Annotated in this window: 13 protein-coding genes; 10 read left to right on the plus strand and 3 right to left on the minus strand. The window is 71.9% G+C overall.

Features of this window, described 5'->3' with window-relative positions; translation table 11 throughout:
• The first annotated feature begins 45 nt into the window (after positions 1-45).
• Positions 46-405 (plus strand): S-adenosylmethionine decarboxylase family protein, encoded by a 360-nt coding sequence (locus WMF20_RS33375; protein ID WP_437605885.1) that lies wholly within the window; start codon positions 46-48, stop codon positions 403-405.
• Positions 406-459: 54 nt separating this feature from the next.
• Here WMF20_RS33375 and WMF20_RS33380 read toward each other — a convergent pair whose 3' ends face one another.
• Positions 460-1884, minus strand: coding sequence for a peptide MFS transporter (locus tag WMF20_RS33380; RefSeq protein WP_437605886.1), 1425 nt, complete (start codon positions 1882-1884; stop codon positions 460-462).
• Positions 1885-2339: 455 nt separating this feature from the next.
• Between WMF20_RS33380 and WMF20_RS33385 the strand changes: the two genes are divergently transcribed.
• A complete protein-coding gene (locus tag WMF20_RS33385; protein ID WP_437605887.1) occupies positions 2340-3473 on the plus strand; it encodes a hypothetical protein in 1134 nt (377 codons plus the stop codon).
• A gap of 362 nt (positions 3474-3835) precedes the next feature.
• Positions 3836-5254, plus strand: a complete 1419-nt coding sequence (locus WMF20_RS33390; RefSeq protein WP_437605888.1) for a proteinase inhibitor — start codon at positions 3836-3838, stop codon at positions 5252-5254.
• 66 nt (positions 5255-5320) lie between these two features.
• Here the strand turns inward: WMF20_RS33390 and WMF20_RS33395 are convergent, their stop codons facing one another.
• The gene (locus WMF20_RS33395; RefSeq protein ID WP_437605889.1) at positions 5321-7102 is read right to left on the minus strand and encodes a hypothetical protein; all 1782 of its coding nucleotides are present in this window, start codon (positions 7100-7102) and stop codon (positions 5321-5323) included.
• A 438-nt stretch (positions 7103-7540) separates the two neighbouring features.
• On the opposite strand from WMF20_RS33395, the gene WMF20_RS33400 reads away from it, so the two are divergent.
• The 6 genes from WMF20_RS33400 to tpx all read left to right on the plus strand — a co-directional run bounded on the left by WMF20_RS33400 (position 7541) and on the right by tpx (position 14430).
• Positions 7541-8089, plus strand: a complete 549-nt coding sequence (locus tag WMF20_RS33400) for a tetratricopeptide repeat protein (protein WP_437605890.1) — start codon at positions 7541-7543, stop codon at positions 8087-8089.
• Positions 8090-8247: 158 nt separating this feature from the next.
• Positions 8248-9591 carry an endo-1,4-beta-glucanase gene (locus WMF20_RS33405; protein WP_437605891.1) on the plus strand — a complete coding sequence of 448 codons (1344 nt, stop codon included), beginning with the start codon at positions 8248-8250 and terminating at the stop codon, positions 9589-9591.
• 338 nt (positions 9592-9929) lie between these two features.
• A complete protein-coding gene (locus WMF20_RS33410) occupies positions 9930-11402 on the plus strand; it encodes a hypothetical protein (RefSeq protein WP_437605893.1) in 1473 nt (490 codons plus the stop codon).
• A gap of 284 nt (positions 11403-11686) precedes the next feature.
• Positions 11687-12970 (plus strand): SGNH/GDSL hydrolase family protein, encoded by a 1284-nt coding sequence (locus tag WMF20_RS33415; RefSeq protein ID WP_437605895.1) that lies wholly within the window; start codon positions 11687-11689, stop codon positions 12968-12970.
• Between the two features lie 418 nt (positions 12971-13388).
• Complete coding sequence (locus WMF20_RS33420; protein ID WP_437605896.1) at positions 13389-13763, plus strand: hypothetical protein; 375 nt, start codon at positions 13389-13391, stop codon at positions 13761-13763.
• Positions 13764-13935: 172 nt separating this feature from the next.
• Positions 13936-14430, plus strand: coding sequence for a thiol peroxidase (gene tpx, locus WMF20_RS33425; protein ID WP_437605897.1), 495 nt, complete (start codon positions 13936-13938; stop codon positions 14428-14430).
• Positions 14431-14451: 21 nt separating this feature from the next.
• On the opposite strand, the gene WMF20_RS33430 is transcribed toward tpx, so the two are convergent.
• Positions 14452-15921 carry a cytochrome P450 gene (locus WMF20_RS33430; RefSeq protein WP_437605898.1) on the minus strand — a complete coding sequence of 490 codons (1470 nt, stop codon included), beginning with the start codon at positions 15919-15921 and terminating at the stop codon, positions 14452-14454.
• Positions 15922-16150: 229 nt separating this feature from the next.
• Here WMF20_RS33430 and WMF20_RS33435 point away from each other — a divergent pair, with 229 nt between their 5' ends.
• Complete coding sequence (locus tag WMF20_RS33435) at positions 16151-17098, plus strand: 1-acyl-sn-glycerol-3-phosphate acyltransferase (RefSeq protein ID WP_437605899.1); 948 nt, start codon at positions 16151-16153, stop codon at positions 17096-17098.
• Positions 17099-17265: the final 167 nt, after the last annotated feature.

Below are 17265 nucleotides of genomic sequence, written 5' to 3' on the forward strand. Positions count from 1 at the left end.
TCCTCGGCGGCCAGCGCGGCGCCGCCGCTGCGCGCCTCGCCCACGATGCGGTTATACGTCGCCCTCGCCCACTTCGAAGGCTGCCCCTTCGATTTCCTGAACAGCAAGGCCGCGCTCCGCGGGGCGCTGGAGGCGGCCGTGGCCGCCGGGCGGTTCACCCTGCTCGAGATGGTGGTCGTCCCGTTCTCGCCGCAGGGCATCACCGCGTGCGCGGTCGTCAGCGAGTCGCACGTGGCGCTGCACTCCTGGCCCGAGTCGGGGCGGCTCTTCGTCGACGTCGCCTCGTGCAGTACGCTGGAGAGCGTCCGCCGCGCCGTGGAGGCCATCGGGGCCGCGCTGCCCGCGGGGCGGCTCGCGGTGCTCGACGAGCGGATCGTCGACCCCGGCGGCGCCAGGGCGCCCTGACGCGGCGGCGCGCCCCCTCCCCGGGGGCGCCGCCGCGCCTCTCGACGGTCGGTGTCAGTGGCTGCCGATGACCCGGCGGAGCGGCTTGTTGAACGCGAACATCGCGGCGCCGGCGCCGACGCCGAGGACGGTGAGGAGCAGGAAGAACATCTCCTTCGGCCAGCGCGTGTAGAAGATGCCGATGTAGCCGCTCAGCGTGTTGCCGAAGAAGCTCGAGACGAACCACATGCCCATCATCATCGACACGATCCGCACCGGCGAGACCTTGGTCACGAGCGACAGGCCGATGGGCGACAGGTAGAGCTCGCCGATCGTGAGGAGCAGCGTGCAGAAGAGCGGCCAGAACAGGCTGCCCTTGCCGTCGCCGACCGCCTGCGCGCCGAGGATCATCACGATGAACGACAGCCCGAGGAGGGTGCAGCCGATGGCCATCTTCGACACGCTCGTCGGCTCCGTGCCGCGCTTCGACTGCCAGCGCCAGAAGATGTCGAGGAGCGGGGCGAACAGGATGATGCAGAGCGGGTTCCACGACTGGAACCACGTCGACGGGATCTGGAAGCCGAGGATGACGGGCCACACGGTCTTCTCGTCGGCCCAGGTCTGCATCGTGTTGCCCTGCTGCTCGTAGACCGCCCAGAAGACGATATTGAGGGCGCAGAGCGCCACGAGCGCGCCAACGCGCTTCCACTCCTCGCTGGACAGCGGCTGCTTCTCCTCGCCGGTCCCTTCGGCCGCCTTGGTGAGGTTGTCCTTGGCGAGGTACTTCTGCCCCATCAGGTAGACGACGAGCCCAAGGCACATCCCGACGCCCGCGGCGGCGAAGCCGTAATGCCAGCCGTAGACGGCGGCCAGCGTGCCGCACACGAAGTTGCAGATAAAGGCGCCGAGGTTGATGCCCATGTAGAAGATGGTGAAGGCGCCGTCGCGGCGCGGATCACCCTTCGGGTACAGGCTGCCGACCTGGGTCGAGATGTTGGGCTTGAACGCGCCGTTGCCGAGGATGAGCAGGAGCAGCGCGAGGAAGAACGAGTTCTCGAAGGCCATGACGAAGTGTCCGACGGCCATCAGGGCGCCGCCGATCACCACCGTCTTGCGCTGGCCCCACACCCGGTCGGCGAGGATGCCGCCGAAGAACGGGGTGAGGTAGACGAGGCCCGTGTACAGCCCGTAGAGCATGGACGCCTGCTCGGCGGGCGCGCTCGGGAGCAAGCCCCGGATGAAGTCTCCGGCGAACACCGTGGCCGGATCGCCAGGGACGAGGTCGCACGGCGGCGAGTGCTGGCGGCACCCCTGGTACGCCTCGCGCGCCGTGACGAACAGGTAGTTCGCCATATACAGCTTGAGGAGGCCACGCATGCCGTAATACGAAAAGCGCTCCCACATCTCCGCGAAGAAGAGGATCACGAGCCCCGGCGGGTGCTTGAAGCGCCTCTCGAAGGCGGTGACGGGGAGGGCCGGCTCGGTTGCTTGCTCGCTCAATGCTGTCTCTCCACGAGCTGGGACCACGCTGCGTGGTCGTCGGGCGATGCAGGGGATGGTGGGGCGCGATGCCCCTCGGCATGCGGATGCTAGACGATCCGCGACGCCCACGTCACGCCCTTGTTGCGCACAGCGTCGACCCGGGTGAACCGGGTATCCACGTGGGCGGCCCCGCGGCGCGCGGTGCCCCTCCGGCGTTCCAGGCCGTCGGTACGCGCCCGGATGGCCCTGCGCCGAGGCGGCCGCGGCGCCGGCGCCGCGCGGCGGGGCGGCGGTCGAGGCGGCTGGGCGGCGCCGGCCGGCGCGCCCTCGGTCGCGCCGCGAGCGCCGCGCGGCCGCGCGCTCCGCCCTGGCCGCGCGAGGCCGCGCGCGTCGACGACGGGAGATCCGATCGAGCGGTGGAGATCGGCAGTCGAGGCTTCCGGTGAGGCGCCGCCGGTCGCAGGTGACGCGTGATGCGAACTCCAAAGCTCCGCTCCGTCCCGAGGGATATCGCTCGTTCGTCGATCCTCCTCTGGATTCCTCTCCTCCCTGCCTGCGCCGGAATCGAGCCCTCGCCGCCCGCGGCGTGCGCGCCCGGCGAGGAGCTCTTCCGGGGTCGGTGCGTCCCCCCCGCCGCCCGCTACGAGCCTGAAGAGCGGATCGACCGGGACAACGTCGTCGCGTTCGGCGCGCCGCTCACCCGGCTCCGGCTGCCGGAGCCGCCGCGCAGCGGCTTCAGGATCATCGCGCCGCCGCGGACCCTCGCGCCCGGCGAGGAGGCGCTCTTCTGCCTCTCATGGCCCTTCCCTGCCCTCGTGAACGAGACCGTCCACGCGGCGCGCCTCTACACGACGGCCGGGCTGCACCACAGCAACGTCATCGCCAAGCCGGTGAATCCGTCGTTCGGGCCGAACCCCTACCCGGGCTGCCATCCTGGCGCCGACGATCCCTTTGGCGCGCTGCCGGCGGTCATCCCGGACGTCCTCTTCGCGAGCTCCACCCAGGTCGTCGGCGACGAGACGCTCGTCTTCCCCGAGGGGATGGGCTTCACCCTGGACACGACCCGCGAGATCTCGACGAGCGTCCACCTGCTCAACGCGTCGGCCGAGCCCGCGGTCGTCGAGCTCGCCTACGACTTCTTCACCATGCCCCTTTCCGAGCGCACGGAAGAGCTCGTGCCGTTCGTCATGAACGTGAACGACTTCCTCGTCCCGCCGCGCGCGACCCGGACCGTCGGCGCCACGTGCTCGACGTTCGGCGGGAACATCGTGTCTCTCATGCCCCACACGCACCGTTACGCCGAGGCCTTCGACGTGGATGTCGTCGGCGAGGACGGCGGCGAGGCGCGCGTCTACGAGGGCGGGGCGTTCGACCTGGAGGGCGACATCGAGGTGTACCGGCCGGCGATCGCGCTCGAGGAGGGCGACTCGCTCCGGTACGCGTGCAGGTTCCAGAACACGTCGGACCACGATCTCAGGTTCGGCTTCGGCGACAACGAGATGTGCACGCTGTTCGGGTACATGTACCCGCCGGAGAAGCAGTTCGCGGCGGTGTCGCTGCGCGACGGAGAGCCGTGCCTCTCGTTCGGCATCGGCGCGCTCCGGTGACGGGCCGGCGCCGCCCGGCCGCTGCTCCTCGCCGCCGAGCGCGCCGTTCCGCCCCGCAGCATCGCGTCGCCTACGGGCGAGTTGCGCCGGCGACGCCGGCCTCCCGTCGCTGAAGCGCCTCGGACCGCCCCTTCATGCTTCCTGGACAGGCGGGCGCCGTCCCCCCGGCACGCCTCCGGCATGCCTCCGTTCCTGGCGTCGGTGGACAGAATTTGTGTTCTGCAACACAAATTCTTCACAAAACTATGTACCAAGATTGCACAATCATGAACAAACGATACACATCAACATGCTCTCCGGAGATTCCGGTGAGCTAAACCACATTCACCTTCGCTCGAAGGTCCACGTTCAGGAGATTCACCGTGAAGCGAGAGCTCCTCCGTTCACCGCACGCGATGCTGGTCGCAGCGCTCCTCGTCTCGGCCTTCGGAGGGCTGGGCGCCTGCCAAAACAGCGAAGACAATGCCGCCCCGGGGGCTCCAGAGCCCTCCGGGACGCCGGGCCGTTGCGTCTACACGAGCCCCTTCAGCCAGGCCGAGGAGTGCCGCGAGTACACCGGCGGCGGCTGGACCGCGGAGGCCGCCGAGGCCGATTGCAAGGCGCTCCAGGGCTCGACCTTCACCAGCGGCGAGAGCTGCGCGTATCCAGAGACGCTCGGCCGCTGCGTGCTCGGCGGCGGGACCGACGACGCGTACACCCTCGTCTTCCCCGGCGGCGACACGAGCCAGTGCGCCGCCACCCAGCGCGGCTGCGAGATGTTTGGCGGCGGCCAGTTCGAGCCCGACGCTTGCGGCGCCGCGACCGACGACCCCGGCATCGGCACGGGCGGCGCCGTCTTCCAGTGGCCCGAGCAGGTCTGCGTCGATCCGAAGGCCGGCGAGCCGGCCGGGCAGAGCGACGGCAAGGTCTGCACGTTCGGCGCGATCTCGGGCTGCACCGAGCCGGGCCGCCGATTCACCGATTACGCGTCGTGCGAGCCGGTCCTCACGCAGCGCCCGTACTGGCCCGCGCCTCCCTCCGGGTACAAGACCCCGAGCGACGATCCGCGCCTGTCCGACCCGGCATGGCTCGCCGAGCTCGCCTGGGTCACGGAGCAGACCGAGGCGTGCGGGTGCGTGTGCTGTCACTCGACGGAGGCCGCGCCCGCCACGGGGCCGTCGAACTGGTACATCGAGGCCGGGCCGATCTGGACCGACAGCTTCAAGCCGTCGGGCCTCGCGCTGGCCGCCGGCTGGGTCTCCTCGGCGGCGCTCGGCGCGTATCCGCCGGACCAGAACAACGGCTTCTCCCGCGACGTCGCCGGGCTGCCCACCACGGACCCGGCGCGCATGATCGCGTTCTTCGAGGGCGAGCTCGAGCGCCGCGGGCTCACGAGGGAGGATTTCGCGGACATGACCCCGTTCGGCGGGCCCATCTATGAACAGAGCCTCTACGAGCCGAGCGACTGCGCGGCGGGGGAAGGCGTGGACGCCGCAGGCAAGGTCACCTGGGCCGGCGGCGGCGCCCGCTACGTCTACGTCATGTCGGCGGACGCCGAGAACCCGGGCGCTCCCCCCAACCTCGACCTGCCCGAGGGGACGATCTGGCGGCTCGACGTGCCCTCGAGCGCCGAGCCCATGAAGAGCGGTATCACCTACGGCGAGGTCCCACCGAGCGCGAAGCAGGGCTATCCCGCCGATGGGGCCCCCGAGGAGCTCGTCCCCGGCACGAAATACTATCTGTACGTGCTGGCGGACGTCGGCATCCCGATCACGCGGTGCCTGTTCGAGATCTCGCCCTGAGAGGGAGCGCCGGAGCGCGGCGCCCCTCTCTCTCCGAGCGTCGAGCCTGTCGAGGCTTATCCGGCGTCAGCCCGCGGATTCACCGCCGGCGCCGCCGCTCCCCGCCGCGCCACCGCCCAGGCCTCCGCTCCCCTCGTCCTTTCCGCCGAGGCCGCCGCTCCCCGCGTCTCCACCGCCCTCGCCGAATCCGCCGACGCCTCCACCGCCCTCGCCGAATCCGCCGACGCCTTTACCGCCCTCGCCGAATCCGCCCTCACCTCCACCGCCCGCGCCGAATCCGCCCGCGCCGACCGCCGCACCGACGCCCCAGCCGCAGTCCTGGGGATAGCCGCAGTAGCCGCCGCAATCGACCTGCGGAGGAACGCAGAGCTGCGGCTGCTCGCGGTTCCTCTCCAGATCCTCCGGCAGGAATTTGAGCTGCTCGGTGAGCCAGGCGTCCAGCGCCGCGTACCGCTCCTCGTCGCCCGGACGGAGCATCCCCTCGTCCGAGAGCTGCTCGTAGATGCCCTTCAGCACCGCGTTCGGGTCGAGCGCCGCGAAATCCTCGATCACGTCCTCGCACATCGCGATCGTGTCGGCCCAGCAGGCCGTATCGCTCTGGCACCCGCGCGCCAGCGAGTTCGCGCCGGCCAGGGGGACCAGCGGATACCAGCTCTGCCCCAGGCTGATGTCGACCGAGTACGGCAGGTACTGGAACAGACCATCGGACCGCTCGACCAGCACGACGTTGTTGCTGTTGTGGATGGCGTCATCCCCGGTGGCGAGCACCCACGACAGGCACTGGAACCGATGGAAAGCAGGCCAGTCGATCCAGCCCTCGAGCGCGGCCTTGAAGCCCTCGCCCGGCGGCGTTTCGGCGATCGCCTGCTCGAGCGCCTTCGCGCGGGTGTTGTCGCACGTCTTCAGCTGGCAGGTCGCCGGGTCGTCGAAGATGCTGCCGCCGGGGATCACCACGTCGATCGGCTTCGGGATCCAGCCGCCCCCCGGGAAGTTGCCGGCGAAGTCCCCGGCGAACTCCCACATGTTGGCGCAGCCGCCGCCGAGCTTGTCCCCGAGGCGCGCGCAGAACGCCTTCTTGTAGCGCTCGACCACGATGTATGGAATCGACACCTCCGGCCCCCAGACGTTGCTCGAGATCCAGGCGTAGTTGGTCAGGGGGGCCGGGTAATCGAGGCGCGCATAGAGCTCGAGCGTGAGGCGCTCGCGGAAGATGGTGCCGACCTGGCCGTTGTTGAAGCGCAGGTGCTCGAAGCCGCCGAGCCGCTGCTTCTCGACGAACTCGTCCGCGTCGACGTTGAGGTTGGGAATGGTCCGCTTCGTCCAGGGCCGCAGCGTCGACTGGCCGGCGACCCCCACCTGGACCTTGCCGTAATCGGCCGTCTTGCCCTTGGCGCCGGCCGTCGTCACCCACAGGTGATCCACGAAGGTCGCGTCTTCCCCGGTCGGTGAGTAGATATCCCCGAACCCCGGCCGCGCGATGGGGATCGGGCCGTTGTCGAGCCCTTCGTTCATGAGCTCGAGCTGCTCTTTCGAGACGGCGAGCCAGTAGCGGTTGCCGATGGCGCCGAAGACGTCGAGCGCATGATCGGCCACCTCGGTGTCCGCGACGGGCGCCCCCGGGAACTCCTCTGCCGGCGCGCCGCCATCGCCGCCGTCGCCGCGGTCGCCGCCGTCGCCGCCGGCCCCGCCCTCCCCGTTCGTGTAATAGTAGTTGTTGATGGTGTCCGGCGGATCGGCGCAGCCCGCGAGGAGGATGGCAGACGGGATGACCGAGAGGGCGAACAGCGAAATCGCTCGCGTGCGGAACGACCGTGACCGAGCCGAAAGAGACGGTAGCTGAGAGGGCATGAGCGCAACCTTTCCGCACCATGTCACTGCAAAAATCGTACCGTCCGTGGCAAAATTGTGACAGCGACGGTGGCGATGCCCCGGGGCCATGCCGACCCCGCAGATCCGGTGAGATCTTCGAGGAGATCATCCCTCTCGCCCCGCGGGCCGCGCGGCGCGCGGCCTTCGCCCCCTCATGACACGGGGATCAGATCCTGGCACACTCCCCCGGCGCCGCGGCCATCTGTGCCAGCTCGCGCTCCGACAGGGCGAGTCCCTCAACGCGCTTCCAGCGCGCGGCCCTCGCGCGGCGCACAGCGCACCTCGATGGCCTGTTCCGAGGATGGCTCGCTCCACGACCCGCGCGCCCTCATGTCCCGATCGAGCGCGCCCGAGCCGCCGCCCCGCCGTTCGAGCGGCGGCTACCGCCGGCCGCGCCGCCGCGCTACGTTCGCCGCCGTGGACGCACCCCGACCGTCCGGCACCCGCCGTGCGCTGCTCATCGGCCTCCCCCTCGCCGCGCTCGCCGTGGCGGGCTTCCTCGCGCTCGGCCGCGACGAGCGCCCCGCCCGGAAGGCGCGGCCGTCGAGCGCGGAGCCCAGCGAGGGCGCGAGGCCGCAGCGACGCGACGAGTCGTCCGCCGTCCCCCCGGCGCCGCCGCCGGCCGCTACCCCCGCGAGCGCCGCAGCACCGCAGCCCGACGCGGCGCCGGCGGCGCTGGACGCGGACCCCGAGGCCCGCGTCCTCGAGCACATGCGCGCCGCGTTGACGAGCGCCCCGGAGGAGGTGCTCCGGCTCGACGACGCGGCGTCTCGCGATTTCGGCGACAGCCCGCGCGCCGCCGAGCGCGGCCTGCTCCGCGTGCGGGCGCTCGTGCGCCTCGACCGGGCCGGCCAGGCACGCAGCCTCGCGGAAGACCTCATCGAGCGCTATCCGGACGACCCGTCCGCCAGGAGCGCCGCCGCCTATATGGGGGTTCACCCCAGGCCGCGCGGCCCCTCGCGGTAAGGCGAAACACCGCAGCTGCCCCAGAGGAGAGGCGATGATCTCGCCAGGGCCGCTGTGACAAGCATCTTGTAGCCACGGCAGAACGTTGCGCGGTGAGTCACTGAACCGATTAAGATTTCGGGCTGGCTCGAACGTGCGTTTCTGGCGATAATCGGCCCATGCGCAATTGGCTTCTTCTTGTTGGGGTTCTCCAGCTCACCGCGGCTGGCCTTGGGTGCGGCGACGGGACGGGCGACGGCGGCGAGGGCGGCGCCGGCGGGGAATCGGCGGACAACGGCCCGACCGGCAGCGGCTCCTCGGGCACCGCCGGGCCCACGGGCACGGGCGCCGGCGCGCCCACGGGCACGGGCGGCGGAGGGCCCACGGGCACGGGCGGCGGCGCGCCCACGGGCGGGCCCGCGAGCACGGGCAGCGGCGAGCCCGTGGGCAGCAGCACAAGCAGCGGCGGAGAGCCCAGCACCTGCACGGTGGAGGACGAATGCCCGTTCGAGGCCGGTGTCGAGATCGCCTGCCGCCTCCGCTTCATGTACGGCGTGAACTACGCGTGGCGCGACTTCGGCGCCGACTTCGGCGGTCAGTCCCGGTGGAGCCAGGCGGGCGTCTCGGGCAAGAGGAGCCAGGTGCTCTCCGACCTCCAGGACATGCGCGCCAACGGCGTCGACGTGGTCCGCTGGTGGATCTACCCCCGCTTCTACGGGGACCAGATCAACTTCGATGGGCAGGGCAACCCGACCGGGCTCGGCGGCACCTCGACGCAGGACATCCTGGCGGCGCTCGAGCTCGCGGACCAGGCGCAGGTCAACGTGATGTTCACCCTGTTCTCCTTCGACGGCTTCTACAAGACGTCGCACAACCCGCCGAACGGCCTGACGGTCTGGAGCATGGGGCCGATCGTCGCGGACGCGGGCCGGCGGGCCAAGCTCATCGAGAACGTCGTCCGGCCGATCGCCAAGACGGTCGTGTCGAGCCCGCACCAGAGCCGGATGCTGGCCTGGGACGTCATCAACGAGCCCGAGTGGGCGATGACCGGGCCGAGCCTCTACGGCGGCGACCCGGCGTTCGAGGGGGACTCGAGCAAGTTCGATCTCGTGACGCACCAGCAGATGGAGGCGCTCGCCAAGGAGTCGGCCGCGGTGCTGCGGGAGGAGACCGGCGCGCCCGTGAGCGTCGGCAGCGCCGCGATCAAGTGGGGTCAGGCGTGGACCCACGCGGACGTCGACTTCTACCAGGTCCATATGTACGGCTGGGTCAACGACTACTTCCCGTACGACAGGCCCCTGTCCGAGTACCGACTCACGGACAAGCCGGTCGTCATGGGCGAGTTCCCCATCAACATGGCCGAGATGGACGTGGGCTACGACAAGTTCGTGGGCGACCTCTACAACATGGGGTATGCGGGCGCGATGTCCTGGTCGATCACCGATGCGAACTTCCCCTGGTCGTCCAACAAGACCCGCGTGAAGGCGTTCGCCGATCAGCACCCCTGCGAGACGCGGTACTGAGCGCCGGGCGAGCGCTGCTGTCCGCGGCGCCGCGCTTCCCGCCATCCAGCCTGAACCTCGTCGTCGCGCCGGCGGTGGCGAGATCGTCCTGGACGAGCTCGACCGCGCTCGCGTGACAGCTTGCCCCAGCGTGTGGCGCATTGGCGCGTCGTCGCGCGCGCGGCGCGCGAGGCGCAGCGCGCGATTGAGCCGCCGAGGCAGTCGCTCGGCGGCCCGGCGCTCGTCCTCCGTCTCCTGCGGGCACGTCGGTTGCTGGGCAAGCAGGCCCGCTGCTCACGGAGGTGTTCGCTTGCGTGAGCCACGAGCGTTGTCAACCAGCACCCAGCAAGGAGAGCGACATGGCACGAGATCGCTACGACGACCGAGATTTCCGTGACCAGGGGGCGCGCGACGACTGGCGTCGCCGGGAAGAGCAGGGGCGCTTTCCTGGGAGCTACGATCAACGCGGCTTCCGCGGCCACGAGGAGGAGCGGGACGCGTTCGAACGAGGCTCGTACAGCCGCGGCAACTACGCGAACCAGAGCGGCGGCAGCCGGCAGGGCGAGCTGGGCCAGGAGCCACAGTACGGGCAGCCGCAGTATGATGGCCAGCAGGGGCGCGGCGAAGGCAGGGGACCGTGGCAGGCGGGCGGCCAGCACGGGCAGGACCACCGCGGCGGGTACGGCGGGTACGGCGGGCGCGGGCAGGAGCAAGGCGGCTACGGCGGGCCCGGCTACCGCGAGCACGAGGAGAGCCGCGCGTACGGACAGGACAGCCCCTCGTGGGAGCGGAGCGGCGGGCGCGGCGATCACTTCGGCGGCCGGGGCGCGGAGGACGAGCGCAGAGGGTTCGGCTCGGCGCAGCGAGGGCGCGACGAGAACCGCGGCTATTACGGCCGCGACGTGAACCGCGGGACCACCGGACAGGAAGAGGGCCAGCGCCGCGGTTCTTACGGGCGCGACGACTACGGTCGCGACGATTACGGCCGCGAGGAGAACCAGCACCGCGGCTACGGGCGCGAGGAGGAGTACGAGGGCCACGGCTACCAGGGCCAGAGCCAGGGCCGCGGCCATCAGGGGCGCGACGACGACCAGGGCCGCGGTTACCAGGGCCAGAGTCAGGGCCGCGGCTATCAGGGCCGCGACGACTATCAGGGCCGCGGCTATCAGGGCCGCGACGACTACCAGGGCCGCGGCTATCAGGGCCGCGACGACTACCAGGGCCGCGGCTATCAGGGCCGCGACGACTACCAGGGCCGCGGCTATCAGGGCCGCGACGACTACCAGGGCCGCGAGAGCTACGGCCGCGGCTACGGGCGACAGGACGAGTACCAGGGCCGCGAGAGCTACGGCCGCGGCTACGGGCGACAGGACGAGTACCAGGGCCGCGGCTACGGGCGCGGCGAGGACCAGCACCGCGGGTATCGAGGCGGCGACGAGCGCCAGAACCCCGGCCATTACGGCTGGGGCGACGAGCGCGGCGGGTCCAGCGGCCAGCGCGGTCGCGACGAGCACCAGCGCGCCGGCGGCCGGGGCTGGGAGGCAGAGCGCGGCGGGCGCCGCGATCGCGACGAGGACCGCGGCCACCAGGGCCGCAGCGACGAGCGCGAGAGCCACGGCCGCGGCCAGGAGCGCGGCGGCCAGGGCGACATCTACAACCGCCCGGAGCGCCGGCCCGGGTTCGGCCGCTTCATGGGCGACGAGATCCCGCAGGGGTACTCGACCCGGGTCCACGAGCGCGACGACGTGCGCGCCTCGCAGGGCCCAGGCCGCTCCTCCGCCGAGGAGAGCGGTCGCTCCGAGCACCAGAGCCAGAACCGGACCTGGAACTGAGCGCCTCCGCGCCGATCCATCGCGCTAGACGCGTATCCCTCCCCTGACCCCCGGCGCGGCAGCCGAGGCGCGCAAACCACTCAGCGCTCCCGCCCCGCCTCCCGCCGTCCTGTTCGAGTCCCCTCTTCTGGCGACAGCGCCGCCGCTCGCTCACCCGACATCGTCGGAGCGCCCGCGCGCCAACCGATCTCCGCCTCTCCACGGCCGCATCGCGGAGTCTGCACCGGTTTCCAGGGACAGATTGGAGTTGTGTGCGCCACGGACCTGCAGCATCCTCCGCCCCCATGAAGACAGCAGCTTACTCAACCTTCCCGAAGCTCGTTTCCGCCGTCTGCATCGCCTGGTCGGCGCTCGCCGGGTGCGGGGACGACGATCCGAACGGGACGACGGGCAGCGGCGCCGGCTCATCGACCTCGACGACGAGCGCCTCGGGCGCGGGCGGCGACGGCGGCACGGGCGAGGGCGGCGCCGGCGAGGGCGGCGCAGGCGCGACGACGGCGTCGAGCACGAGCGGCACCGGCGGGGGAAACCCCTCCGGGGACACCGTCCGCTTCATCGGGCGCTTCGACACCACGAAGCCCGAAGGCCCCCGCTTCTCCTGGGCCGGCAGCGCGATCGCCACGCGGTTCTCGGGGACGTCGATCAGCGTCCGCTTCGACGACGCGTCGACGACGGCGCGGTCCAACTTCTTCCAGGTGGTGATCGACGGCGAGTCGAAGGGCGTCCTCAAGGTCAACGCCAACGAGGAGCTCTACACGGTCGCCGAAGGGCTGCCCGACGGCGAGCACGATCTCCTGCTCCACCGCCGGACCGAGCCGCTCGTCGGCGTGACGCAGTTCCTCGAGTTCGTCCCGGAGCAAGGCGGGGAGCTCCTGCCGGTCGCGCCCGCGCCCGAGCGCCGGATCGAGGTGATCGGCGACTCGATCTCCGCCGGTTACGGGGTCGACGGAGCGGATGAGACGTGCCCGTTCACGAGCGACACGGAGAACAACTACCTCGCCTACAGCGCCCTGGTCGGCCGGCTGCTCGAGGCCGACACAACGATCGTCGCCTGGTCCGGCAGGGGCGTGGTCCGCAACTACGACGATGAGAAGGTGCCCACCATGCCGGAGATCTACGGCCGGACGATCGCCGACGAGGCGCAGCCCGCGTGGGACTTCTCGTCCTGGGTGCCGCAGGTCGTCGTGATCAACCTCGGCACGAACGACTTCAGCATCAACGTCCCGGGCGACGCCCAGTTCCGCGCGCCGTTCACGAACGCCTATGAGGGCCTCGTCGACACGGTCAGGAAGAACTACCCGGAGGCGTACATCTTCTGCACCATCGGGCCCATGCTCAGCGACTCGTACCCGGAGGGCGCCGAGGCGCTCAGCAGGGCGCGCGACTACATCGGCCAGGTGGTGGAGGACCGGACCGCCGGCGGCGACGATCGGGTGCGCTTCCTCGAGTTCCCGCCGCACGACAAGGCGACGGACGGGCTCGGCTGCGACTGGCACCCGAGCGCGAAGAAGAACCGGGACATGGCCGAGCAGCTCGCCGACGCGATCAGCGAAGAGCTCGGCTGGTAAAGGCACGGCGCGGGGCGCAACGACATCGCTCCTCCGCGGCGCCCCGGCGCGCGCCGCGCCTCGTCGCGCGCGGCGCTCGACGAGGCGCCGGCCATGAGATTGGCCTCTTCTCCAGCAGCCCACGCGAGCCGGACACGCCGGGGCAGCGCCGTGCACCGGCGGCGCAACGCCGGGGCATCGTGTCACCGGCGCCTCTCGTCGGCTGTGGCACGCCGCTACACCCGACGCACGTTGGGGCTTTCGCCCGCGCCCTGGCGCTCGAGCGCCGATCGGATCGGCTCGCCACAGCGCGCGCCGCGCAGCGTTTCAGCCTTGGTACACGCGGTGCATCTCTGGATGTCGGAACGTCGTAACACCGGACGGGCGGCGTCGCTGAAAGCGCGTGGGAGCGTGCCGCCGAGCGAGGAGATCACCCATCATGCAGACCAAGCAAGACGGCTCCCAGCGGGCCACCAGCAGAAGCCACGGAAAGGATTTCGTGGAGGCAGCGCGCAAGAGCGCGACTCGCACGGACGACCGCGATGCGTTCATCCCCGATCCGGGGGACGGCCCGCCGCGGGTGGTGGACGAGTTCGCCGAGCAGATCGCCGAGCAGTACCTCGCCTCCGCGACGTCGGGCAAGGGCGACACCACCGAGGATTACGAGGACGCGGTGGATCCCGAGGAGATCGGGGGCCCCTTCATCATCACCACGGCCGAGCAGGAGATCGGGTACAGCAGGGATTCGATGAACCCCGACGACGCCGAGGTCGAGCCGTTCCCCCTGGTGAGCCGCTCGCCCCTCGGCGGATGATCCGGCCGCGAGCGACGGCTCGCGCCCGGAAGCCCGCGAGGCAGCGATCGCCCACGCGGCAGGCCGGCCGGCGCTTCGGGGCGCCGGCGGCCTGGCTGGATCTGCTTGGCATCCGCCCTCCGCGCGCCTACGACGGGCGCCGAAGCACCGCTGCACAGAGGAGGATGCGACCATGGCTCAGACCAAGTTCAAGGGAAGCCCCGTCCACACCGCCGGCGAGCTGCCGTCCGTCGGCGCGACCGCACCCGATTTCACGCTCGTGAAGAGCGATCTGTCGGAAGGCAAGCTCTCGTCGTATTCGGGCAAGAAGATCCTCAACATCTTTCCGAGCGTCGACACCGGCGTCTGCGCGAAGTCCGTTCGGACGTTCCACGAGCGCGCCGCGCAGCTCCCGGGCGTGACGGTGCTCAACATCTCGGCCGATCTGCCGTTCGCGCACGGCCGCTTCTGCGGGACCGAGGGCATCAAGAACGCGGAGAGCCTCTCGACCTTCCGGGGCGATTTCGGGGACAAATACGGGGTCAAGCTGGTGGACGGGCCGCTCGCCGGCCTGCTCGCGCGCGCGGTCCTCGTGCTCGACGAGCAGAACAAGGTCGTCCACGCGGAGCTCGTCCCGGAGATCGCGCAGGAGCCCGACTACGACGCGGCCCTCGCCAAGGTGCGGTGAGCCGCGCCGGCGCCTTCGCCCTCACGCGCTCGCGCGCCTCGTGAACCGGATGCGCAGCCCCTCCGGCTGCATCGCGAACGCCATCCGCTCCCGCACCGGCGCCGCGGGATCCGCGAGCTCCACCGTGAAGCTCCGGAGCACCATGCCGACCGTCACGGCGCACTCCAGCAGCGCCATCGAGCGCCCCGGGCAGACGCGCGGCCCGCCGCCGAACGCGAGCGCCATCCGCGGCTCGTGCGGCAGCGTCGCGGGCGCGCCCCCGAGCCAGCGCTCGGGGCGAAACGACTCCGGATCGCCGAAATACTCGGGCTTCCGCCCCGCGGCGCGCGTGAGCGCCACGACGCCGGCGCCGGCCGGCACCGCGACGTCGCCCACGACGGTGTCGTGGTTCGCCTCCAGGTAGAGCAGCGGCGCCGCGGACCGCAGGCGCAGCGTCTCGTGCGCGACCGCGCCCGCGTACTCCAGCCGCTTGCTCTGCTCGAGCGTCGGGATCAGGGCGCCGCCGACGACGCGATCCGCCTCCTCGCGGGCGCGCGCCTGCACGTCGGGGCGCGAGCCGAGGTAATAGAGGATCCACGCGAGGGTGTTCGCCGTCGTGTCCTCGCCCGCGAGCAGCATCGTGAGGACGTTCGCGTAGACCTCGGCGTCCGAGAGGCGCGCCTTCGGGTCCTCGCCGTCGCGCGCCGCGATCATGAGCTCCAGGAGGGTCCTCGGGCGCGCGGGCCGGTCCGCGCCGCCCTCGATCTCGCGGCGCGCGGCGGTCACGAGATCGAGGATGAACCGCTTCACCGAGGCGATGGCGCGATCGTAGGCGCGGTCGGCGGGGAGGCCCAGGTAGCGCCAGTAGGGCAGCGGCGCGAGCATCCGCCGGTTCAGGCCGACGAAGACGCGCTGGAGGTGCTCCTGGAGCGCGTCCGGGCCGCGCGCGAGCGTGTCGAGATCGCGGCCGAAGGCGACGGACGAGGTGACGTCGACCGCGTAGCGCATGAGATCGCCGAGCACGTCGCGCGCGGCGCGCTCGTCGGCCGCCTGCGCCCAGAGCGCGCGCAGCCTGCCCGTGATCGCGGAGATGCTCGGGAAGAAGCCCTCGACGTGCCGCGCGTGGAACGTCGGGCCGATGAGCTGCCGCTGCTTCCGCCACGCGTCCCCGTCCGCCGAGAACAGCCCGACCATGTCCGCCTCGCGCGACACGTCCTCGATGGTGCGCATCCGCCGGAACACCGCGGGGCGGCGCTGGAGCACGTCGCGGACGAGCTCGCCGTCGGCCACGACGAGGTTCGACTTGCGGCCCAGCCGGACGGCGAACAGGTCTCCGTGGGCGCGCCACCATCGCTCGAAGTCGAGGTGCCAGCGGTCGGGGTGGAGCGCGAGCAGATGACCGACCACGGGCAGCCCCCTCGGCCCCGGGAGGTCCGCGAGCGTCCGCCGCGGGCGCGCGGGCGCGGCGCCGCGTCGGATGGAGTCATCCAGGGTCAGGGACGTGGCCTTCATGCTCTCTTCATACAGAGCCGGCGCGCCCCGGCGCAAACACGACAGGCCACGATGGGCGCGCCGCAGGTCGCGCTGGAGCGCAGCTCGAGGCCGCCGCGCGCCGGGCCGTCGCCCGGCGCCGGGGCGGTGGGCCGCAGCGTCGGTGGGGTACGGATCGCGGCGCCTGGTGGTCGGCCGGGCCGGAGCGCGGCGCTGGCGTGGCGGCACCGGCGCGGGTAGAGACGCGGACATGGCGGAGCCGCTGGCGAGAGAGCTCGCGATGCTGTCCGGCGAGGAGATGGTGGCGGCGCTCGGCCTCGGCGGGGCGCCGGCGTGGGTGCGCCGCGCGGGGCGCGCGGCGTTCGCGGTGCCGTCGTGGCCGCTCGGGCGCGCGCTCGCGCGGTTCGACCGGCGCGCCGGCGAGGCGGGGATCCACGTGGCGGCGCGGGAGGCGCTCTCGGGCTTCGGGGCGCGGTGGACGGCCGACGCGGCGCCGCCGTCGCGCGGGGCGCTGCTCGTGGTGTCGAACCACCCCGGCGCCTACGACGCGCTCGCGCTGATGGCGGCGATCGGCCGGGGGGATCTCATGATCGTGGCGGCCGAGCGGCGATTTTTGCGGGCGCTGCCCCACGTGAGCGAGCGGCTGCTCTTCGTGCCGATCGACGGGGGCGGCGGCGGGCGGGAGCTCGCGGCGCGCACGGCCGGGGTGCGCCGCGCGCTGCGGCACCTGCGCGGCGGGGGGGCGCTGCTGCACTTCCCCGCGGGCCGCATCGAGGCGGATCCGGCGTTCGCGGGCGACGGCGACGCGCCGCTCGGGGCGTGGCATCCGAGCGCCGGGGCGCTGCTGCGCGCGGCGGCGGCCGCGGGGGGGCGCGTCGCGGTGGCGGTCGTCTCGGGGGTGCACTCGCCGCGGGCGAAGCGGCTGGCCGTCACGCGCTGGGCCGAGCGGCGCGGGATCAGCACGCTGGCGCCGCTCCTCCAGGTGGCGCTGCCGGGCTTCGACGACGTCGACGTGCGGGTGCGGCTCGGCGAGGCGCGGGAGGCGGCGGCGGCGGTCGGCGAGGGGGACGATGACGCGGGGCTCACGCGGCGGCTCCGGGAAGAGGCGGCGATGTTGCTTGCGAGGACCGGCCCCCGGAGAGGGTGTTCTCGGCGCGGGGTGGGGGGTGGGGCCCCGCCGAACTCGCCTGAGATGTGAGCCATCCGGCAAGCCGGATGGCTCACATCTCAGGCTCAAACATCGGCCCATCCCCACCCCCCACCCCGCGCCGAGAACACCCTCTCCGGGGGCCTACGGTAAAGGGGGTGGATCCGGTCGAGGAGGCTTGCCGTGATGTGGGGGCGGCCGACGGGGGCTGCCATGGA

This window comes from Sorangium sp. So ce834 (assembly GCF_051521425.1).
Classification (GTDB): domain Bacteria; phylum Myxococcota_A; class Polyangia; order Polyangiales; family Polyangiaceae; genus Sorangium; species Sorangium cellulosum_D.